Source organism: Butyricimonas sp., from assembly GCF_019423355.1.
GTDB classification, from domain to species: domain Bacteria; phylum Bacteroidota; class Bacteroidia; order Bacteroidales; family Marinifilaceae; genus Butyricimonas; species Butyricimonas faecihominis.
Map to the genome: position 1 here is coordinate 379027 of NZ_JAHZBP010000001.1, position 23852 is coordinate 402878.

The 23852-nt window shown below is 41.1% G+C and carries 16 protein-coding genes; 7 read left to right on the top strand and 9 right to left on the bottom strand.

Annotation, left to right across the window (positions count from 1 at the left end):
• Positions 1-3 precede the first annotated feature (3 nt).
• From rimM to QVC79_RS01575, 6 genes are all read left to right on the top strand, one after another.
• Complete coding sequence (rimM, locus tag QVC79_RS01550; protein ID WP_270595245.1) at positions 4-531, top strand: ribosome maturation factor RimM; 528 nt, start codon at positions 4-6, stop codon at positions 529-531.
• 334 nt (positions 532-865) lie between these two features.
• Entirely contained in the window at positions 866-3427 is a 2562-nt protein-coding gene (locus tag QVC79_RS01555) for an adenosylcobalamin-dependent ribonucleoside-diphosphate reductase (RefSeq protein WP_270595246.1), read from the top strand.
• Between the two features lie 422 nt (positions 3428-3849).
• Positions 3850-7194, top strand: a complete 3345-nt coding sequence (locus tag QVC79_RS01560; protein WP_124317959.1) for a PL29 family lyase N-terminal domain-containing protein — start codon at positions 3850-3852, stop codon at positions 7192-7194.
• Between the two features lie 143 nt (positions 7195-7337).
• A complete protein-coding gene (locus QVC79_RS01565; protein WP_270595248.1) occupies positions 7338-8576 on the top strand; it encodes an OmpA family protein in 1239 nt (412 codons plus the stop codon).
• A 993-nt stretch (positions 8577-9569) separates the two neighbouring features.
• Complete coding sequence (locus QVC79_RS01570; protein WP_270595249.1) at positions 9570-12341, top strand: PL29 family lyase N-terminal domain-containing protein; 2772 nt, start codon at positions 9570-9572, stop codon at positions 12339-12341.
• 129 nt (positions 12342-12470) lie between these two features.
• On the top strand, positions 12471-13709 hold the full coding sequence (locus QVC79_RS01575) for an OmpA family protein (RefSeq protein ID WP_270595250.1): 1239 nt from the start codon (positions 12471-12473) through the stop codon (positions 13707-13709).
• A 54-nt stretch (positions 13710-13763) separates the two neighbouring features.
• Here the strand turns inward: QVC79_RS01575 and QVC79_RS01580 are convergent, their stop codons facing one another.
• Entirely contained in the window at positions 13764-14693 is a 930-nt protein-coding gene (locus QVC79_RS01580) for a bifunctional riboflavin kinase/FAD synthetase (RefSeq protein WP_124316405.1), read from the bottom strand.
• Between the two features lie 182 nt (positions 14694-14875).
• Between QVC79_RS01580 and QVC79_RS01585 the strand changes: the two genes are divergently transcribed.
• Complete coding sequence (locus tag QVC79_RS01585) at positions 14876-15097, top strand: hypothetical protein (protein ID WP_124316404.1); 222 nt, start codon at positions 14876-14878, stop codon at positions 15095-15097.
• Between the two features lie 97 nt (positions 15098-15194).
• Here the strand turns inward: QVC79_RS01585 and QVC79_RS01590 are convergent, their stop codons facing one another.
• From QVC79_RS01590 to QVC79_RS01625, 8 genes are all read right to left on the bottom strand, one after another.
• Entirely contained in the window at positions 15195-16433 is a 1239-nt protein-coding gene (locus QVC79_RS01590; RefSeq protein ID WP_270595251.1) for a DcaP family trimeric outer membrane transporter, read from the bottom strand.
• Positions 16434-16593: 160 nt separating this feature from the next.
• Entirely contained in the window at positions 16594-18150 is a 1557-nt protein-coding gene (locus QVC79_RS01595; protein ID WP_124316403.1) for a glycine--tRNA ligase, read from the bottom strand.
• Between the two features lie 94 nt (positions 18151-18244).
• A complete protein-coding gene (locus QVC79_RS01600; RefSeq protein ID WP_270595252.1) occupies positions 18245-19939 on the bottom strand; it encodes a Na/Pi cotransporter family protein in 1695 nt (564 codons plus the stop codon).
• Positions 19940-20044: 105 nt separating this feature from the next.
• A complete protein-coding gene (gene groL, locus QVC79_RS01605; RefSeq protein ID WP_270595253.1) occupies positions 20045-21679 on the bottom strand; it encodes a chaperonin GroEL in 1635 nt (544 codons plus the stop codon).
• Between the two features lie 136 nt (positions 21680-21815).
• Positions 21816-22085, bottom strand: coding sequence for a co-chaperone GroES (locus tag QVC79_RS01610; protein ID WP_124316401.1), 270 nt, complete (start codon positions 22083-22085; stop codon positions 21816-21818).
• A 147-nt stretch (positions 22086-22232) separates the two neighbouring features.
• Positions 22233-22610 carry a preprotein translocase subunit SecG gene (gene secG / locus QVC79_RS01615; protein ID WP_124316400.1) on the bottom strand — a complete coding sequence of 126 codons (378 nt, stop codon included), beginning with the start codon at positions 22608-22610 and terminating at the stop codon, positions 22233-22235.
• A 2-nt stretch (positions 22611-22612) separates the two neighbouring features.
• On the bottom strand, positions 22613-23323 hold the full coding sequence (locus tag QVC79_RS01620; RefSeq protein ID WP_124316399.1) for a DUF8458 domain-containing protein: 711 nt from the start codon (positions 23321-23323) through the stop codon (positions 22613-22615).
• A gap of 3 nt (positions 23324-23326) precedes the next feature.
• A complete protein-coding gene (locus QVC79_RS01625) occupies positions 23327-23845 on the bottom strand; it encodes an LptE family protein (RefSeq protein WP_124316398.1) in 519 nt (172 codons plus the stop codon).
• Between the last annotated feature and the right edge of the window lie 7 nt (positions 23846-23852).

The following is a 23852-nucleotide window of genomic DNA, read 5'->3' on the forward strand; positions in this document are numbered from 1 at the left end:
TTTATGGTCAAGAGAGAAGATTGCGTAAAGATAGGAGAGATCGGTAAGACTCATAACTTACAGGGAGCCCTTATTGTTTATACGGATAATGATCTTCTTGAACAATACATGGATGAACCGGTGTTTATTCTTTTAGAAGGAGCACCGGTTCCCTTTTATATTGCCGAAGATGGTTTGACGGAGAGAAACCATTCTTCTTATATTGTCAAATTTGATTTTGTTGACTCGAAAGAACAGGCGGATCGTTTGGTGGGATGTGACCTGCTAATGGATAAATACCTGTTGGAAGAAGAGAATGAATTGCCTTTTGAGCTTTCAGACTTAATTGGCTATTCCGTGCTGGACGAGTTGACGGGAGAGATGGGTGTCGTGGAGCAGGTGGATAATTATTCAGGTAACGTGGTTCTCACGATAAAAATATTTTCTAAAGAAATTCTTCTTCCCGTATCCGATGAATATGTCTTGGATATTTCTCATGACGAGAAAAAGATGCATGTAAATATTTCTGAAGAAATCAAGGAACTTTATTAGATCTTTTTAAATATTTAAACGTATAAATAGCTAAAAATAGATAGCTACTTGCGTGTCTTATTGGGTGTTTTGGAATAAGGTATTTATCATGTAAAGTCCAATTTTTATTAAAGCAAAATATTTTCGTAGAATATTTGTAGTTTGTATTGATTTTATATTTGGAAAATTTTTCAACTTTTCTTTAAGTATTAATCGTGTGATTATGATGTAATTATGTGTTCCTTTTGGAAAACTTTCCTGTTTTGTTAGTAAAAATATTTTTCCAAGAAGTTTTTTTTCTTTAGTTTTGTCCTTATAGAATTGGTTGCAAAAATACTATTTATATAATACGCTAATGGAACAAACTACGAAGAAAGTGGAAAAGCAAAAAGAAACTGTGAAAGAAAAGAAAGTCTACACGCAGGAGGAGGCTTATAGCAGTTCCTTGAATTATTTCAAGGGGGATGAGTTGGCTGCCCGTGTTTGGGTAAGCAAGTACGCTTTAAAAGATTCTTACGGGAATATTTTTGAGTTGAATCCGGATGATATGCATCATCGTTTAGCTTCAGAGATCGCTCGGATTGAAAGAAATTACATGAACCCGATGAGTGAAGAACAAATTTTCGAGGTGTTGCGTGATTTTAAATATATCGTTCCGCAAGGAGGGCCGATGACGGGAATCGGCAACGATTATCAAATTGCATCCCTTTCTAACTGCTTCGTGATAGGGCATGATGGTCCTTCTGATTCCTATGGTGGGGTAATGAAAATTGATCAAGAGCAAGTGCAATTGATGAAACGAAGAGGTGGAGTAGGGCATGATTTATCTCATATTCGTCCGAAAGGATCTCCGGTGAAAAACTCAGCCTTGACATCTACTGGAATAGTTCCTTTCATGGAGCGTTATTCGAATTCGACCCGGGAGGTCGCACAAGATGGTCGGCGGGGAGCGTTGATGTTGAGTGTTTCCATCAATCACCCGGATTCAGAAAGTTTCATTGACGCGAAAATGACTGAGGGGAAAGTTACCGGAGCTAATATCTCGGTGAAAATTGATGATGAGTTCATGAATGCGGTTATCGAAGAACGTGATTATATTCAAAAATATCCGGTATATTCTGACGAGCCCAAAAACGTGAAACAGATTAGTGCGGTAAAATTGTGGAATAAGATTGTTTATAATGCATGGAAATCTGCCGAACCGGGTATCTTGTTCTGGGACACGATTATTCGGGAGAGCGTGCCTGACTGTTATGCTGATTTGGGTTACAGAACTGTTTCTACGAATCCTTGTGGAGAGATTCCGTTGTGCCCGTATGATTCATGTCGTTTGCTGGCGATTAACTTGTATTCTTACGTGGTAAATCCTTTTGAAAAAGACGCATATTTTGATTACGAGTTGTTCCGGAAACATGTGGCTATTGCTCAACGTTTGATGGATGATATTATTGATTTGGAATTGGAGAAAATAGATGCCATTCTTGAAAAAATTGCATCAGATCCGGAAGACAACGAGGTGAAGGGTGTTGAGATTCGGTTGTGGGAGAAAATTAAAACAAAAGCCAGAGAAGGGCGTCGTACCGGGGTTGGGATCACGGCTGAAGGTGATATGTTAGCTGCTCTCGGGTTGCGTTATGGTAGTGATGAGGCGATAGATTTTTCCGTGGATATTCATAAACAGCTGGCTGTTGCCGCTTATGGTTCTTCTGTCGAGCTGGCTAAGGAGCGTGGTGCGTTTAAGATTTTTGATGTTGAAAGAGAAAAAAATAATCCTTTTATTTCTCGTTTAAGAGAGGCTTCCCCAGAGATGTACGAGGAAATGGTGAAATATGGTCGTCGTAATATTGCTTGTTTGACGATTGCCCCGACGGGAACAACTAGTTTGATGACCCAGACTACTTCCGGTATCGAGCCTGTATTCTTGCCGGTTTACAAGAGAAGAAGAAAGGTGAACCCGAATGACAAGAACGTGCATGTTGATTTCACGGATGAGATGGGGGATGCTTACGAGGAGTTTATCGTGTTCCATCATAAATTTGCCGTTTGGATGGAGAAAAACGGGTATGATGTTCATAAGCGCTACACGAACGAGGAGATTGATGAAATGGTGGCTAAGTCACCTTATTATAAAGCTACTTCTAATGATATTGATTGGGTTGCTAAAGTGCGTATGCAGGGACGTGTACAAAAGTGGGTGGATCACTCCATCAGTGTTACCGTGAATCTGCCTGCAGATGTTTCAGAGGAGTTAGTTGGACAGCTTTATATTGAGGCTTGGAAGAGTGGATGTAAAGGATGTACGGTTTATCGTGACGGTTCTCGTTCCGGAGTTTTGGTTTCCAATAAAGATAAGAAGACGGATGGAGCAATGCCTGCCAAGCGTCCGAAAGAATTGGATGCAGAAATCGTGCGTTTCCAAAATAATAAGGAGAAGTGGATTGCCTTTATCGGTTTGTATGACGGACGTCCTTACGAGATCTTTACCGGTATCGCTGATGATGAAGAGGGAATCATGTTGCCGAAAGCCGTGACCGACGGTAAGATTGTAAAGAACACGGATGAAGAGGGAAATAGTCGTTACGACTTCCAGTTCTCAAATAAGAGAGGTTTCAAGACGACAGTCGAGGGGTTATCATATAAGTTTAATAAAGAGTATTGGAACTATGCGAAATTGATTTCCGGGGTCTTGCGTTATGGTATGCCGATCAATCAAATCGTGGATTTGGTTGCTGCCATGGAGTTCGATAATGAAAATATCAACACGTGGAAGAATGGTGTGGAAAGAGCGCTGCGGAAATTTATTCCGGATGGGACGGAAGCTACGGGTTCTGTTTGCGAGAATTGTGGTTCTAAATCCGTTATTTATCAAGAGGGTTGTTTGATTTGTAAGGTTTGCGGTTCTTCTAAATGCGGTTGATGATTATATGGTAATTATATAATAGACTTTCGAGTTATAAGTGAAGGTGGCCAGATTAGTTTGGCCACCTTTTTTCGTGATAATTGATGTGCTAAGGGGTTCTACTTGATTTTCTTTAAAAATGAATTTTTGTATTTATTGAAAATCAGATATTTGCACAAGTAAAAAAGATTGTATTTGTAATATGTATTTATTGTAAATTATTGTTTATCAGCGTGCTGTATTGAATTTTAAACGAACGATTATTGATTGTTTGAATTGTTAAAAATGGAGGCGTATTTTTAGACAAATATTTACACATGTACACAATTAAGTTAGACAGACATTTAACAAAGAAAAGTTGCGCTTTGGGGTGACTTGATATTTTTTAATTACCAATATAATTCTTTTTAAGTATGAACAAAAAACGGAATTTTGCAAAAATGGCACTTTTAAGTGCTCTACTTTGTGGTCTTGCAAGTCCTACTTTCATCGGTTGTAAGGATTACGACGACGATATTAAGGATTTGCAGGAGCAGATAACTGCAAACAAAACATCCATTGATGAACTTTTGGGGAAAATTAAGGAGGGACAATTCGTACAGAGTGTTGAGAAAATCGCTAATGGATTGAAAGTTACTTTGGGTGATGGTAGTGTTGTTGAGATCGTGAATGGTAAGGACGGTATTGATGGAAATGACGGAAATGATGGTAAGGTTCCTTCATTTGAAATCAAAGAAGACGGACACTTGTATGCGACTTATGAGGGGCAAGATCCTATTGATTTAGGAAATGTGAGAGGGGAAGATGGAGGTACCGGGACTGTAACTGACGTGAAACTCACGGTACAGGACGGGTATCTTTATTTGAACGGCAAAATTATCGAGCCGAAAATTGCTATCGGTGGAATTTTCTATGTAGAACAACAAGGCTATGTAGAACTTTATATGCCGAAAGGAACAGTGAATGAAGACGGCAGTATTACCGTTGGAGACTACGAGAAAGTAACACTTCCAAAAACAACGAATATTGTAACGGATATTTTATTCATGCCTTTAACTCTTTCTGCAGGAGAGGCTCCCATGATTTTCTTCCCGACAATTGTTCAGGACGAGACTGATGGTGTGGGTAATTATGTAAATGGAATTGCTGCAGCTCCAGAATACACGGTAGGAACAATTCCGGCAGAGCCTAATTCTATTCTTTATGCTGGTAAGGCTGAGTTGAAGTATCAGTTCAATCCTCGTTCTGTTTCTTTTGACGCTTTTAAAGTGTTAGGATTGTGGAAACATGGCGAGGCTACCGTAATTTCTCGTAGCATGAAAGACGGGGCAAACATGATCTTTAACAAGGGTCAGAGATTCTATGATATGGCAAATGGTGTTCTGGAAGGAGCTAAGAGTTATAGTCAAGATAAAGAAGTAGGAATGTTGCATTTCCGTGCAAAATCGTGGAGATTTGCCGAGATGGTAGGTAATAACCACCAAGGTAATAAACGTGATCTTTTGACATTGGCTGTTTTGAATGGGAAAGATACCGTTTATTCAGAAATAGCACCGGCTAAACATTGGCATATTGCACAAAAAGATGTACGTATCGTGAATACGGATGTTGAGCATTATGCACTGGATGCAAACAAGGAAAACTTGTATGCAGATAAATTCCGGTCTGTAAACTCTTATCAAGATAAAAAAGCTGCTCCAGCAAAACAAGAGGATGCAGATGAATACTACAAGAGTTTAGCTCCAATCACGACTTTCGAGATTGCATATGACAACCGGAAAGATAATGGCGGTAAAGGATTAAACTTGACAGAACTTTTCCGCACATTCTTCATTGACAATGGAACGGAATATCCGTTTATGACGAATGGATTTGATGATTACCAGTTGAAATTCGAAACTGTTTCTTTCAATAATTTAGGTGTTGACCAAACAGAAAGATATTTGGAATTGGTTTCTACCATGGAAAAAGACGGAACGGATGAAAGACAATTAGTAACTAAAGCTTACGTGAAATCTCCGGATCAATATCCAGGATTTGAACAAGGTGATCACTCTGCTGCTATTGGAAGAACTCCGATCGTGCGTGTGAAATTGGTTGCTCCGGTTGAAGATGGTGCTAGTGCAGAAGCAGAAGAAAATGTTGTTGCTTCTCGTTTGATCAAGTTAGAAATCAAGGGTAAAGAGAGTGTAACTGAAAAGATCGTAATCAAAGACACGATCAGAGTAATGCTACAACATAAAGATCAAGCTGTAGAACTTGATATGGACCACATCTACAATGACCTTCGTGTACAACAAGCTGGTTCTAGAGGTAGAGAAGAATTCCACAAACATTATCAATTCGATCCGGCTATTACTGTTGATTTGCAAAAACAACATACTGCCGCTTTAGATGCAAATACTCGTAAGCAAGATGTTGATTTGGAAGAAAGAAAAGCAGACGATGGAACGATCTTGAATCAATTGGATTTGATTGTTAAACCGACCGCATTCAGCACGGAACACGTAGAGTATGTTGTTAAGGCTAAATATGTTGACATCCCGAACAGTGGAGAAGTTTATCCGGATGTAAATGTTGAATACACTGTATTTGTAACTTACCCGAACGCTGTTGCTCCTGAAATTACCAAGTTGAACTGGCAAGATCCGGGAACTAATGGTGAAGGTGGTTTGATCTATGCTCACGGACGGATCGCTCCGGGTGCTGACGGAAAAGTTGAAACAACGGATGACGAATATGATATGGTGGCCGTTTTGAACAACATGTTTGACTTGGAGAAATACACGATGGATCAAATGTTGAAACCGAGAACGGGTGAAACTGCATATGATTTGGCAACAATTGCAAAACCGACATTGTCATTCGAATTGGTTGACAAATATAATAGTTCTTCCGATTGGGCTGGAACAACCGATGGCCTTAAATTGTATCAAGAAAATGGTGTTTGGAAGATTGAATTGGAAAAATCAGATGCCGGACGTCAATGGATCAATGCTATTGGTGAAGACAGTAAGAGAGTGAAGATTCGTGCCGTAGTAAGTTTCAACGAATGCTATGACGGATTGTATGGAACTTGCAACAATGGCGAGAAGAAGTATAACAAAGACCAAGCTTCTGACAATTTACCAGAATGTAAGACCACAGACAAGGTTGGTTCTCAAGCTCATGATATGCACGATTATACGGGAACTGCTAAGGCTCCTGAGTATGGACGTTCTCAAGTTGTAATTAAAGAATTTGAAGTTGCATTCATTACCCCGATCAGATTCGTCAAGAAAACTATCGATCCGTTGTATGACAAATATCCTCTTGCTGAGAACAAAGCTTATTTGAAAGATTGTTTCAGGCTTGCAGATTATTTGTCTGACGAGAATGCAGCACAAGAAGGCTTTAGATACAACCATATTGTATACGATACAGATTTGACAGATCAAGGAACTATTGATTTGTTCAAACGTGGAACCGATGGATGGTGTAACTACTGGAAACAGGTATACGATGTAAACAGTGTGTTCGAATACAAGGTAATCGGTGGATTCTTCAGCGATGGAACTGCACTTGATACAGAGAACTCCAAGAAAATCAAATTTGAGACGGATGCCGAAGGCGAATATGTAACTTGGATCAATGATGGTGAGGATATTGCTAACGAATTTGTAATCAAAGTTGAAGTTTGTGTTAAACATGTTTGGGGGCTGGTATGCAATCATGCAAATAAAGAAACTGAACGTGGACACTCAGTTGTGACATTGGAAATTCCGGTAAAATTCCATAAAAACTAGAAATAGGATTAGAATACAGGGAGTATATAAATCTTTGCAACCAGAAGGAAATCATTAAAATGATTTCAAACAAGAAGAGAGGGGTGTCTGATTCAGACACCCCTTCTTCAAACGATCAGAAATTGAATACGACACATTTAAGTATGAAAAAATTGCTATTATCTTTTTGCTTTTTAGTGCTGACTTCTTTCTTGTTTGCCCAAGGACAGAAAAAGGAGATTTACAAGAATTTTTCCCGTTGGAGCTTGGGAGTTAACGGGGGAATCTCCATTTTCCGTGGCGACATGGTTTCCTTCTCTGCCGATAAAACTTACATCGGTAGACAAGGAGGCTTCCAACTGGGTTACCAGTTTACCCCGACTTTCGGTTTGTCCTTGACGGCCGATATGGGACAGGGGAAAGGGAGTGCCAAGGAGTGGGAAAAAGAGTTCAAGATTTACCCTACTGGCGAATCCTATTACGGGACGATTCCGGAAGAGGGTTTCGCTTATTATAATGACCTTTATTCCAAGGTAAAGTATTTCACTATCGGGTTACACGGTGATTTTAACGTGAACAATTTTTTCGGGAAGAAAGAACTACGCCGTTGGACCGTGTTGTTAAGCCCGGCGGTTTACCTGCAGAAGTTCTCCCCGAAACTTTACAAGAAGGATGGAGACAAGCGTTTTGACACCTCTTCCACGCTGGATAACGACGTGAACTTGGGATTGGGAGGTGACATCGCCTTGCGCTATCGTGCCGGCAAGCATATCGATTTGCAATTGAAATCCGGTGTTGCCTGGATCGCTAACAACAATTTTGACGGTGTTGCCACTTGTTGTTCCAGTAAATACAACTGGTTGGCGAACTTGTCGGTCGGGGTGGTTTGGAAGATCGGTAACAACAAGAAAAAGGAGAACTTGATGTATGCCGCCGCTCGTTCCGTTGTCCCGGTGGTGCTCCCGGTAAAAGAGGAGACACGCCCGGAGGTGAAGGAAGAGCGGAAACCCGTTGTCAAGGAGGAGAAAAAACCGGTAGAGAACGTGGTGAAAGTAGAGACCACGGAAAAGACTTTCCCCGTGTTACCGACAATTCACTTTAAACGTAACTTGGCGGTTATAGACACGGTACGTTTCGCCGGAGAACTTTCCCGTATCGTGGAAACATTGAAGGAATTCCCGGGAGTGAAAGTCGATATTCGTGGTTACACGGACCACACGGGAACGGATCGAATCAATCTACCGTTATCCTTGAAACGTGCGGAGGCCTTGAAATCTTATCTGATTGGTAAAGGTATTCCTGCCGGGCGGATGAAGACGTTTGGGGAGGGTAAGGATATGTCCGTGGACCAAAAGGATATTTACACGGAAAAGGCTCGCAAGGTTGAGGTAAAGAAACACTAATATTCAAGTAAGCATTTTCTCCCGGAACACTTTTAGAGTACTGACGCTTTGCCTTCGCTCCTCAAGCGAAGGAGTAACGAAGGTGTACCGAGAGTGAAGCGAGGGTGTTTCCTATCTTGATCGAAACTACAACGGTTGTTGTCCGTGTCATTATTGGAAGGCTACACTGACTTTTTCATCTAAACCGCATGTAGTTTTACATGATAAAGCCACCAATATTAATGGTGGCTTTTATATCGAAATTGATCAAAAGGGATTGAGATCTTGTTTGCAGAATAAAATATTTTATTATTAAAATTAACCATTTTATTTTCTTAATGGAAAATATCAATAATCGTTCATATATTGATTGCAAATGTACGACTTTTTATGAAACAAGAAAGAATTGATCAAAAAAAATTTCATATTTTGTACATATATTGTTTAGTATGTGCGAAAAACGACACAAATGATCTGTTTTACAGGTTGTAGATACGTATTTCGATATAAATGTTGATAGTAATCGTTGCATTTTTACGATCTATTTAAGAATCAAATCCTCACCTTTTATTTCAAGATAACTATATACTATATTATTTTAGGAGATTAATTGGGATAATGAATCATTTTTTTTGGTATTGGGAACTAAATTTTTCATTTCTACAAATAACTGATTTTTAGTGGTTTTGTCTAAACCGATTTTAGACATGATATTCATATTATAAATCCAGATAATTTTATTTAATAGATAATACTGTTATAATCAAACATATATCGTCGAATAATACATGACATATATTTGATAATCTATATTTATAATATCTTGATTATAAGTTTATTATGTAGCTTATTAAACGAACAATTAATGCGTTGTTGTAATCCTTAAAAGAGGAGGTATATGATTAACAAGAAAATAACGTTTGTTTCAAAAATTGTAGAATAAAATTTTAGTGATAAAGTTGCGCTTTGGGGTGACTTGATATTTTTTAATTACCAATATAATTTATTTTAAGTATGAACAAAAAACGGAATTTTGCAAAAACTGCACTTTTGGGTGTATTGCTTTGTGGTCTTGCAGGTCCTACATTCGTTGGTTGTAAGGATTACGACGACGATATAGATGGTTTGCAAGAACAGGTGAACACTTTGAACAAGAACTTTGAGGAATTGAAGAAACTTGTTAACGATGGAAAGGCAATCACGAGTGTTACTCCCATAACAGGAGGTTTCAAAATTACATTCAACGACAACACAAGCTATGACATTGTAAATGGGAAAGATGGTGAAAAAGGAAATGATGGAGCTGATGGTGTTGGAACTGTTGTAAGTGTTGATGAGAATGGACATCTGATCATCGACAATGTTGACAAGGGAAAAGTTGTTAATGAAGCTGCTGCAGATGTGGTAATCACGATCGGCGAGGATGGCTATATCTATGTAAATGGAACAAAACAAGAAGGGGCAAAGGTTAATACACAAACGGGTGCCTCTTACGCTGTTGATCACGACAAATTTGTAGAATTCTACGTGGTAGACGAAAAAGGTAACCTTCCTGAGACTCCGGTTAAGATCTGGAAAAACGCTGCTTTAAGTGGTTTGTTGACTATTCCGAATTATTTGGTAGATGTTGCAGAGAACGGATTGCTGTTCCCGACGATCTATGGTGTTGATAAAGATGGTGCTTACGTACGTCTTTATGCCGGTAAAGCTGATTTGAAATATCAGATCAACCCGAAAGGAGCTACTGTAGAGAATCCGGAGTTTGTAAAACAACAGATTTTAGCTCGTTCTGCTAACAACGGAATTCTTGTTTCTGACGTGAATGTTGACGGGGAATATTTGACTTTAAGAGGTAAAGCCATGAGTGGTTTGTACTCTTATAATAAGTTGGAAGACGTAACCGATGAGGATTCATACATTTGGGGATGGGATATGCAAGAAGGAATGATTGATCCATCATTCAATATTGTCGCATTGAAAGTTCAAAATCAAGGAGAAGAATTGATTTCTGATTATGTAATGGGATTTGATTACAACATCTCTCAGAATGATGTGACAATTGAGAAGAAATTTGTTGAAGAAGGAGAAACTGAATATAAAGATGTACTAGCTAAAACAGGGGATGAGGCTAAGGCTGCTGAAGCTCATTTCACGTTAGTTTATAAGGATGGTAAAGGCGAGTTGAAATTAGCTGACGAAATCGCTGCATTCTTTAAAAGAACAAGCTTGACTAATAAAGAAGGTAAATTCGAGTTTACTACCAATGGATTTGACGAACATTCTTACAAGTTTGAAAAAGTTGAATTCTTATTTGAAGATAACGATGGTAATAAAGAGGATCATTGTAGCTATGTAAATTTAGCAGAAGATGGTACTTTGACAATTAAAGAGGCTAGTGATGAGAAAGGTTCTTCTATTGGTAGAACTCCAATTATTAAGATTACATTGGTAAGTGATGTAGAAGTTAATCATGGTAAAGATGTAAAAACAGTATATGCTAAAGTGTTAATTGCAGAGAAAGAAGCAGAAAAAGAGATCCCAGCTTACACTCAAGCATTAGATTATCTGTTGAATAATGTAGGTACTGCTCAATATTTGCAATTGGATAAATTGTATGGACACGTTGCTACTCATTTAGGCATTTTAGGTGCAGATAAATTCCATACGATTTATACTACATTCGAACAAATTACAGAAGTTCCGTTTGATAGTGAAATCCAGTTGAAGATGACAGGAAAAACGGAAACAGAGAAGAATGAATGGTTGGCAGTTTATGTTCCGAACTATAAGAAAGCCGGTCAATATCAAGTGAAAGGTGTATTCAAATCTACTGACGACAATGTTTATCCTCCTGTATACGTGATTTACACGGTTAACGTTAAATACCCAGTAGGACCTTATTTGACGAAACGTACGGATGCAGATCAAGGTGGTAACTTCTGGGAAGGTGGACATATGCTTGTAAACGGTGTATTTGACAAGACGAACGACTATGTATTTGACATGGGAGGTAAGATTGCAGATGCATTTATTTATAATTTGCCATATGACGAGAATCCTTGGGATGCTGCATGGAATATTGAAAATAAAGTTAGTGCTAGAGCAAATATTCAGTATACTTTTGTAAATCCGGCAGAAAAGGATGCAAATATTGTAGATATAAACGCTACGGCCAAAGAGGATTGGAAGGGTGAAATTTCTGTAACGAAGTTACCTGCAGATGCTGATTATCGAGATATTGACGTTCAACCAGTTACTTGGTTTAACTTGGATCTGGACAAGATGGTCAATAATGTAGCAACTGGCGGAACGATTAGCATGACAGACGGTTTGAAAGCAAACACTGAAGCTAAATTTACAGTACGTTTCGTTTCTCCGTTGAAATCATTGGTTGCCAAGGGGGGTGAATTGGATAAAAATAATACTACAATAGATCAAACTTTGAATATTATGAAGAGCATCGTTGTAAAAGATAAAAAAGATGTTGTTCTTTATGAGAAAGAAGCATTCGAAGAAATCATTGTAGATGCAGATGGTACTACGAAACGTGCTGCTGATAAAGTATACCAAATTTCAGCTCCGAAATTTGAATGGGCTGATGAGAATTCAAAAGCATTTGCAGCACAAATGGAACAAAGAGGTGGTAAGTGTTCTATCGATGAAACGACAGGTATTATCACATTCCATGCTACTGGTGAAGTAGGAGCTGTAAACTTGAAGGTGAAAGTTTCTATGGATTGTCCGTGGAGAAAACTTGAAACTATTGTAACTGTAGCGGTGAAATAGTTAAGATAGATTATAAGAAAATAATGGAACTTTGTTTTCATTATTGATTGCAACCAGGAGAAAGGGGGTGTCTAGTTCTAGACACCCCTTCTTCAAGTCATCAAAATCTGAATACTATATAAATTAGGTATGAAAAAATTATTATTGCCTTTTTGTCTTTTGATGCTGCTTTTCTCTTTATCAGTACAGGCACAAAAGAAACAAGTATACAATGATTTTTCCCGTTGGAGTTTGGGGGTTAACGGGGGGATTTCAGCTTTTCGGGGAGACATGATCTCTTTTTCGGCGGATAAAACTTATATCGGGGTACAAGGAGGCTTGCAACTGGGGTACCAGTTTACCCCGACTTTCGGTTTGTCCTTGACGGCCGACATGGGTCAAGGAAAGGGAAGTGCCAAGAAATGGGAGAAAGCGTTTAAGATTTACCCGAACGGGGAATCTTATTATGGCACGGAACCAGCGACTGGTTTCGCTTATTATAACGATATTTACACCAAGATCAAGTATTTCACGTTAGGCCTCCACGGTGATTTTAATGTAAACAATTTTTTCGGAAAGAAAGAACTACGCCGTTGGACCGTGTTGTTAAGTCCGGCGGTTTACTTGCAAAAGTTCTCGCCCAAGTTATACAAGAAGGAAGATGACAAGCGTTTTGACACCTCTTCCACGCTGGATAATGACGTGAACTTAGGGCTGGGAGGAGATATCGCCTTGCGCTATCGTGCTAGCAAGTACATTGATTTGCAATTGAAATCCGGGGTGGCTTGGATTGCAAATAATAACTTTGACGGTGTGGCAACTTGTTGCACGAGCAAGTACAATTGGCTGGCAAACCTCTCGGTTGGAGTAGTCTGGAAAATTGGTAACAACAAGAAGAAAGAGAACCTGATGTACGCCACCGCTCGTTCCGTGGCCCCGGTGATATTTCCCGTGAAAGAGGAAACTCGGTCGGTGGTGAAAGAAGAGCAAAAGCCAGTTGTCAAGCAAGAGGAGAAAACGGTAGAGAACGTGGTGAAGGTGGAGACCACGGAGAAAACATTCCCGGTATTACCAACAGTCCATTTCAAACGTAATTCGGCGGTCATTGACACGGATCGTTATGCCAGTGAACTTTCTCGCATCGTGGAGGCGTTGAAAGAGTTCCCGGGAGTGAAAGTTGATATTCGTGGTTATACGGATCACACAGGGACAGATCGTATCAACTTGCCGCTATCCTTGAAACGGGCAGAGGCCTTGAAGACTTACCTCGTGAGTAAAGGGATCCCGGCCGATCGGATGAGTACGTTCGGGGAGGGTAAGGATATGTCCGTGGATCAAAAAGATATTTACACGGAAAAAGCCCGTAAGGTTGAAGTGAAAAAACACTAAGACTCTCTATATAATCACAGGAAAAGCCACTTTGTATTCAAGGTGGCTTTTATTTTACGATTTCAATAGCTTGAGAATTTTTTCCTTGTCTTTTTGTAACTGAGCTCGTAATTCTTCAATATCGTTGAATTTACGTTCTCCCCGAATACGGTCGATAAAATTTATCGTGATGGTTTTCCCGTACAAGTCCCGGTTGAAATCAAAAATATACACCTCGCATGAAACTTGCCCATCATTGCTGACCGTGGGACGGATCCCGATATTGAGCATCCCGTTGAAGATTTCTTGCTCGATAATAACTTTTACGGCGTACACGCCTATGGCGGGTAACAATTTCCGCTCGTCGGAAACTTGAATATTTGCTGTTGGGAAACCGATTTTGTGTCCTAGATGATGCCCGTAAACCACTTCGCCCGTGACGGAATAAGAATAACCGAGGAAGCGATTTACCGTGGTAATGTCTCCAACGGCCAGAGCGTTACGGATTTTAGTGGAACTGACATTTACATCGTCCTCTTCAAAAACGACTTCTTTTTCAAGAAAAAAGCCGTATTCATTCGCTAGTTCCTGTAAGTTCTCGAAATTCCCGGCTCGATCTTTCCCGAATCGATGATCATAGCCCACGACGAGTCCCTTGATTCTTAGTTTGTCGATAAGAATCTTTTTCACGAAATCATTATAGGGTTGCTGGGCGAATTCAAGCGTGAATTTCAAGATAATCAAGTGATCAACGCCATATTTTTCCAAGATGGCAATCTTCTCTTCCAGCGTCGTTAGGATCCCTATTTTCTGTTCCCGGGGATAAAGCACTTCTCTCGGATGGGGTTCAAAGCTGATAATGACGGATTCCCCATCAATACTGGCCGCTTTCTCTTTTAGATGTTGTATCACGCAAGCATGGCCTAAATGTACGCCATCAAAACTTCCAATCGTGACGATCGGGCATTTGATCTCTATATTTTCAACTCCGTAGTGAACCTTCATTTCTAGTCGTTTGAATAGTTAAGGGCAAAAATAATACAAATAACTGAATTATGGGGCTAAATAAACTCTAATCCCTGTATATATATTTATCGACGAATGATATAGGGTTGATAGTGAGAGAGTATGGTCAAGAGTCAGGACTGTTCCAGTAAATACAATTAGTTGACGAACTTGTCGGTCGGGTGGTCTGGAAGATTGAGAACAACAAGAAGAAAGAGAACTTGATGTATGCCGCCGCTCGCCCTGTTGTCCCGGTAGTACTCCCGGTGAAAGAGGAGACACGCCCGGTGGTGAAGGAAGAGCGGCAACCCGTTATCAAGGAGGAGAAAAAGCCGGTAGAGAACGTGGTGAAGGTAGAGACCACGGAAAAGGCTCGTAAGGCTGAGGTGAAGAAACATGAGTGAGTAGGAGCGTGGTTTGAAATATAGAAAAGGGATTATTCCAAAACAATGGATAATCCCTTTTCCGATTAAAATATATTCGTACTTCTTGGTGCTGATTTTAGAACCGGTACTGTATCATCGTATTGATACGACTGGCGTTACCGTAATCTTTGTTGAAGTCATTCCGACGACCGAATACGTACTCTATGGCGCAGGAACCGTATTCACTGAAATCCCAGAACAGGTTAGCGGCGGCGTATTGTGCGTATTTGTATGATGTTGCGGGCATCCCGTAACGATCAAGGACTCGGGCATAGCTGTACATGATATTTGATGTCAGAACTTTACTCCAATTATGGGAAAATCCGATATAGCCACCCCATGCATTGAATGCTTTCAATTTCCCTTCTGCCGTGGCGCTGGGTACGAGGTCAAGGCCCGAACCGGAAATGTCCTGTATGTAGTTGGAGATGCCTTTCCCGTACACTCCCTGAAAACAAAGGGATGTATTTTCGGCAAATTGCCAGATACCGCTCAATGAGGCTCCCCAACCGGTAACGATCCGGTCTTTATCCTCAACTTCATCTTTGTAATACATATTTCTCAACACGGCTCCCGCTTGCAGGTGGCTCCCGTTTTTGAAACTGTATTTCACATTAATCGGGATGTCCGGAATTCGTTGGTTGATGTACTTGGTAAATTCTCCTTCCGTGTAGGATGGCTCCACGTACTCCAATGCCAAGGATGCTTCCAGTTTGTCTGTAAAATTATACGTGTAGCGAATCTGCGGCTGGCGTAATGCCACTTCGCTGGAAGGGCCTTCCTCGTCCACCGTGGCCGGTCCTGCGGCAATATCACAGAATGTACTCCATGTTTTACCGATCGTGAATCCTTTAAACTTGATAAAAGCTTGTCTTAGAATCGGGGTACTCTGGTTCCCCTCGAATTCCATTTCCATGTAGGTGACCAATCTGCCGACATCCGTGTCCCCGACTAATTTGAAGAATAGGCGGGATTGCCCGACAGAAATACCATATCTACCCCCGGATTGTTCTCCTTTGAGAGCGATGGTGTTTGTGGTAAAATAATTGTCATTGGGAACTCCGTTAAAATCGTAAATCCCCTGTACTTGCACAAATCCCCCCACACCGAAAACGAAGTTTTTATTCTTGTTGAAAAACACGAATCTTGGGGATGCCGGGTCGTTGAATGATAGCGGGAAAGCCTCTTTCATCATTTTATAGAAGTTGTCCGCGTCATTTTTTTCCGAAACGGAAGTCACGTTGACTTGCGCTCGTACCCCCGTGTAGAATCCACAAGAGATGGCTATCAACAATAGCAATGTCAATTTTTTCATAGCGTTACAAATTAATTGGTTAATTTAGTAACACTATATACGGGGATGGAAAAGTAAAAGTTAAGAAGATAGTGAATTTTATGATTTTAGGTTGAGGGATTTCCGATTCCGCAATTTATGATTCTTTTAAATTGCGGAATCGGGCCCAATCACTCAATCATTATATCTTAACTTCTTTCAGAATTTCACGGAGATCCGTCTTTTTTCTCAAGATGTCATGTAATTGGTCTATGGCCACGCGTTCCTGTTCCATAGTATCCCGGTAACGGATGGTTACGGCGTTATCTTCCAACGTCTGGTGGTCGATGGTAATACAGAACGGAGTTCCGATGGCATCTTGGCGGCGATAGCGTTTACCGATAGAGTCTTTTTCATCGTACTGGCATCTGAAGTCCAGTCTCAATAATTTCATGATCTCTTCCGCTTTCTCGGGTAGCCCGTCTTTCTTCACGAGTGGCATCACGGCCAGCTTGATTGGGGCTAGGGCAGGAGGTAATTTCAATACAACCCGTGAATCCTTCGATCCGTCTTCTTTTTCGATCTCTTCTTCCGTGTAAGCGGCAGAAAGGATTTGCAGGAACATCCGGTCCACGCCGATAGATGTTTCGATCACGTAAGGTACGTATGATTCGTTTAACTCGGGATCGAAGTATTGTATTTTCTTCCCGGAGAACTCTTGGTGACGTTTCAGGTCAAAGTCCGTGCGGGAATGGATTCCTTCCACCTCTTTAAAGCCGAATGGGAAACGGAATTCAATGTCCGTGGCTGCATTTGCGTAATGCGCCAGTTTCTCGTGATCGTGGAACCGGTATTTCTCCGGTCCGAATCCCAACGCTTGATGCCAGCTCATACGGGTTTCCTTCCATTTCTTGAACCAATCGAGTTCACTACCGGGGCGTACGAAAAATTGCATTTCCATTTGTTCGAATTCACGCATCCGGAAGATGAATTGACGTGCCACGATCTCGTTACGGAAAGCTTTACCGATCTGGGCGATCCCGAAAGGAACTTTCATACGTCCGGACTTTTGGACGTTTAGGAAGTTTACGAAAATACCTTGTGCCGTTTCGGGACGCAGGTATATCTTACTGGCACCTTCGGCCGTGGATCCCATTTCCGTGGAGAACATCAAGTTAAATTGGCGTACTTCCGTCCAGTTGCTGGTTCCGGAAATCGGGCAAACAATCTTGTTGTCAACGATAATCTGACGAAGTTCAACCAAGTCGTTATCATTCAAAGCCTTTGCCATTCTGGCAGTAAGTTCTTCCTTTTTCCGAATATTTTCCAGCACTTGCGGGTTCGTCTGGCGATATAATGTTTCGTCAAACTTCTCCCCGAATCTCTTTTTTGCCTTGGCAACGTCTTTTTCGATCTTGTCGTCATATTTGGCAATATGATCTTCGATCAGTACGTCTGCCCGGTATCTCTTTTTTGAATCTTTATTATCAATCAACGGGTCGTTGAAAGCATCCACGTGTCCGGAGGCTTTCCAGATAGTCGGGTGCATGAAAATGGCGGAATCCAATCCTACCACGTTCTCGTGTAACAGCACCATTGAGTCCCACCAGTACTTTTTGATATTGTTTTTCAGTTCAACCCCGTATTGTCCGTAATCGTACACCGCAGCCAGCCCGTCATATATCTCTGATGACTGGAACACGTATCCGTATTCTTTACAGTGTGCTACCAGCTTTTTAAAAATATCTTCTTGTGCCATGTTATATGTTATAAGTTAAAAACTAAAAGTTAAAAGCTAAAAACTAAGGACTAAAAATTGAAAGTTAAATATCTCATTTTCAATTTTCAATTCATTAATTGTCACTCCCGATTTCCTTGATTGCCTCGGTCACGTTAATCGCGTAATCCCCGATCTTCTCGCACTCGAAGAAAATGTCACTATATATAATACCCGTGGCATAATCATATTTCTTTTCCTCGATTGCCGTCAAGTGTTCCTGTTGCAGGATTGTCCGGTAATCATTGATCGTTTGCTCTACTTCGTAAGCTTTCTTTGCCTTCACTTCCTTGTATTCAATCGTGAGGTTAGCACACATAACCACGAGGGCCTCGTCCACGATAGCCATCATGTGTTGTAACTTCTCGTCGATAAATTCGGGGAATTCCACGTTTTGTTCATTCCGGCGTCCAACAGCTTTGGCAACGTTCAATGACGAGTCGGCGATACTTTCGATTTCCGACACGATCTTGAACATGGCTCTAACCCGTTGCGAGTTCTCAGTGGATAATTTGGATTCCGATACTTTCGTCAGGTAGTCTGCAATTTCTACTTCCACCACGTCACTCTCGTCTTCCAGTTTGTCGATTTTATTGAATTTCTTTTCGAATTCTTTCGAGGGAGTGTGCAGACATTCTACTACTTGGCGATACATATCCAATGTGTTCTTCGCGTAGTGAGAAATCTCCTGTTTTGCTTGGAACAAGGATGCATCCGGGGTAGATAATAACCCGATTTTGATATGTTTCAACGTGAAGGCATCGTCTGCCGATTCTTTGGATTTGATAATATGGGTAACGAGTTTTGCAATGACCTTGGTAAACCAGATCAAAATAAGCACGTTGGCCACGTTAAAGCAAGTGTGAAACAACGATAGCGCTACCGGAACCGAACCCACACTTGTGAACGGATCTCCAATTCCCAAGTAAATACTCAATTGTGCGACCCAGCCTAAAAAGAACGGGAATATGGCCAAAACCCATGCAACCCCGAAAAGGTTGAACAGGAAATGAGCGAAAGCGGCCCTTTTGGCGGTCGTGTTGGCAACCATGGCAGCGAGGTTCGCCGTAATCGTGGTTCCGATGTTTTCTCCCAAAACCATGGAGGCGGCGATGTCAAAACCGATCCATCCGTTGGCACACATGACTAGCGTCAATGCCATCGTGGCAGATGATGATTGTATTAGTATGGTCAGTGCTGTTCCGATGAGCATGAACAGGATATAAGAACCATACCCTAAATCCGTGTAATTATGTAGGAAATTCAGAATCTCGGGGTTTTCATGAATATTCGGCATGTTTTCCTGCAGGAAGTTCAGACCGATAAATAGAAGTCCGAAACCGATAATCAATTCCCCCCAACTCTTGCGCATCCGTTTTGCCGAGAAAAGCAGCGGTAGGCTCAACCCGATTAGGGGAAGAGAAAGACTGACCATACTGATCTTGAACCCTAGGATGGAGATTAGCCATGCCGTGAACGTGGTTCCCACGTTGGCACCCATAATGACCCCGATAGAACCGATAAGGTCAAGTAAGCCGGCATTAACGAAACTGACAACCATTACGGTGGTGGCTGAGGAACTCTGGATGATGGTCGTGATTAACAAACCTGTAATCACCCCTTTCACGCGATTGGATGTCATTGCGGCGAGGATGGTTCTCATTTTGTTACCCGCTACCTTTTGCAAGGCCTCACTCATCATCTTCATACCGAAGAGGAACACACCCAATGATCCGATCAACTGCAAGAAATCGAGAATCGTGTAATTCATAAAATCGTATTAAGTGTAATAAATTGAATTTGCGGGTGTAAAGGTATATAAAGTAAACAAAAAAAGCCCCGAAAAGGGGCTTTTTTTATCTAAATTCCTCGATGATTACATCATTCCCGGCATTCCTCCACCCATCGGCGGCATCGCGGGAGCAGGATTTTCTTGTTTTTCCTCTACCAAAACACATTCGGTGGTCAAGAACATTCCGGCGATAGAAGCGGCGTTCTCCAAGGCAACTCTCGCTACTTTCTTCGGGTCAATAACTCCGGTCTTCATCAAGTTTTCGTAAACACCTGTACGGGCGTTGTAACCGAAATCTTTCTTGCCTTCTTTTACCTTGTTCACTACCACGGCTCCTTCAACTCCGGCGTTAGCGGCAATCTGACGAAGCGGTTCTTCGATAGCACGTTTGATGATCTCTATACCGGTGGTTTCGTCTTCGTTCTCGCCTTTCATTTTTTCAAGACTTTCGATAGCACGGATGTAAGCCACACCACCTCCGGGAACGATACCTTCCTCGATTGCGGCACGAGTTGCGCTCAAGGCATCATCGATGCGGTCTTTCTTCTCCTTCATCTCGATTTCAGAAGCGGCACCCACGTAAAGTACGGCAACTCCTCCGGCTAATTTAGCCAGTCTTTCCTGTAATTTTTCTTTATCGTAGTCAGAAGTAGAATGTTCGATCAATTTCTTGATTTGATTTACACGTTCTGCAATAGCCTCTTTTGAACCGCAACCGTTCACGATCGTGGTGTTTTCTTTGTCGATCGTGATTTTGTCAGCGCATCCTAGCATATCGATCGTGGCAGTCTCCAGTTTTAAACCTTTCTCTTCAGAGATTACAACACCACCTGTCAATATGGCAATGTCTTCCAGCATTTCTTTTCTGCGGTCTCCGAATCCGGGAGCTTTCACGGCAGCAATCTTCAACGAGCCTCTCAAACGGTTTACAACTAAGGTTGCCAATGCCTCGCTTTCGACATCTTCTGCGATGATTACTAAAGCACGTCCGGCTTGAGCAACCGGTTCCAGCAACGGAAGAAGTTCCTTCATCGTGGAAACTTTCTTGTCATAAAGCAGGATGTAAGGTTTCTCGAATTCTGCGTTCATTTTCTCCGTGTCAGTTACGAAATAGGGGGAAATGTAACCGCGGTCGAATTGCATACCTTCAACCACTTTTACTTCGGTTTCAGTACCTTTGGCTTCCTCCACCGTGATCACGCCTTCTTTGGTCACTTTCTCCATGGCCTCAGCGATCAATGCTCCGATATTGTCATCACCGTTGGCAGAGATACGGGCAACTTGACGAATTTTGTCATAGTTTTCACCAACAGCTTCTTTTTGTTGTTCCAAATTCTTCACTACTTCAGCAACAGCCTTGTCGATACCTCTCTTCAAATCCATCGGGTTCGCTCCGGCAGTCACGTTTTTCAATCCCACGTTGATGATAGATTGAGCCAAAATCGTTGCGGTTGTAGTTCCATCTCCGGCGTCATCACCTGTTTTGGATGCTACTTCTTTTACCATTTGTGCCCCGATGTTTGCATACGGATCAGAAAGTTCGATCTCTTTTGCCACGGAAACACCATCTTTGGTAATATGCGGGGCACCGAATTTTTTCTCGATTACCACGTTACGTCCTTTGGGACCAAGCGTTACTTTCACTGCGTTAGCCAATTCGTCAACACCCTTTTTCAATAAATCGCGGGCTTCAACATTAAATTTTATCTCTTTTGCCATAACCGTTTTCTAATTTTAGATTTTAAATCTTATAAATTTCGTGATTTATGATTTTCGATTAAGTGATTCACTTTCATGTTTTTTTATCCTTTCTTTTAATCACTAAATCATCAATCGTCAATCACTGAATCAATTATTAAAGAACCACCAGAATGTCTGATTGATTCATCACCAGATACTTTTTGTCGTCGATATTGACTTCAGTTCCTGAATATTTACCGAATAAAACTGAATCTCCCACTTTGATTTCCATCGGCTCGTCGTGTTTGCCTTTTCCGGTTGCTACTACGATTCCTTTTTGTGGTTTTTCTTTTGCGGAATCAGGGATGATGATACCTGATGCGGTTTTAGTTTCTGCCTCTACCGGCTCTACAATGATTTTGTTAAGAACTGTCTTAAGTGCCATAATTCTTAATATTTAAAAGTTTATTATTAATTAATTCTTTCTTTTTAATTGAAAATTACGTTTGGAGAAGAGCATAATTCGTGCCAAACAAAAAAATGTCAGTATGACTGACATACTGACATTTTCTCGTGTCGATTCCGTGAATCGTTATTCTTGTTCTTGTGAAGTCGTGTTATTCTCTTCACTCGTTGTAGTGGTCGTGTTGTTATTGTTCATTGTTCCGAAATCAGGGATTGCTTGTGTTCCCGGAGCGGCTGTATTAATTTGCTCTTGAATAGCAGATTTTTTTCCGGCTTGTTCACCTCTGGGGAGTACCATTGCGGATACAATACATAAAACAAGCATTGCCCCAGCTAATGTCCATGTCGCTTTTTCCAAGAAATCGGTTGTCTTTCTTACACCCATGATTTGGTTTGAAGAAGCAAAGGAAGAAGATAAACCACCGCCTTTTGAGTTTTGCACCAATACGATCAATATAAGTAGAGCGCAAACAATAAAGATCAAAATAGAAACAGCTATGTACATAATTAGTTCTTATTATTATTAATTTTCTCTTTTATTTTTTCAATCTGAACCGCGAAGTAAACACTTTTTTCCGGATATTTCAAACTTAATTTTAGATAAGTTGCAATGGCCTTGTCATATAGTTGTTGGCGGACGTATATTTTTGCCAGAGTTTCCGAGAAAAATTCGGTTTTTTCATCCGTGACAGGCTCTGTGATGACTGGTGTACCCGGGTTTTCCTCCGTGATCTTGGGCATGGAGGGTTCTTCTTGGATAAATTTATCAATAAGGGAATCTTTTCGTTCCTCTTTTTGTTTTTTACGTGACAACCATTCATTCGCGATGGCATCTATCGGTAGGAATTCCTCCTCCGGGAACTCGTTTTCAAGTTGGTAGAACGTGGTTGCGGGAACGACTTTCTTCTCCTCTTCCTTGTCTTCCAGCAACTCGATTGCAACAGGTTCCGGCTTGAACACCGGATTCCCGATCTCGTTCCAATCCGATAATAAATTGTTCAGGAAACGATAAAACTGTTTGTGATTAGGAATGTAAATCGTATTATGCTTTAATTTCTCGGGATAGGCCGAGTGACCCGAATCGTGTAACATTTTCAAGTACACGGTTCGTGCCGTGGCGAAATAAGGGAATTGTTCTATGAGAAATTCCATGTTCCGGATGTCCTCTCCCTCTTTTCGTCCTGAACGTATAATATCAATTAATTCTTCCGGTTTCAACGTTTACCAGTTTGTTAAGGCCTTGTTATAAATATCTTCGATAATCTTCTCTGTGATTTTCTTGATCAAGTCGGGTTCGATGGACTCGTAATTCTCGTCAATCCCGTAATCTTCATAATGCGAGAATGACGTGTCGAAATCCGATTTCCCCGATTCGTCTTTCGTGTTCGTGTATTTCACCCGGATCGTGATTGTCAACCGGTTCTTGGCGGCGATTTCATCGGCGGTGATGTCAACCGGGGTTTGTGTGAATCCGGTGATCTGTCCCTCGAAACGAATATCCCCGTCATTGTCTGTCAATTCGGTCAGGTTTGTTCGCGAACGTAAATAGCTTTTCAGTGCTTCCGTGAAATCCGCCCCCAAGTTCGGGGCAAAAGCGGTTTTATTCGAGAAGTAATCTACCGAAAATGTTTTTTCTCCATTTTGTAACGACACGCCTGAAAACGAGTAACTAATACTTTGTAGTTTACACCCGTTAAAGGCAAAAGCCAACAATAATATAGGTATAATTTTCTTGATCATGTGTATT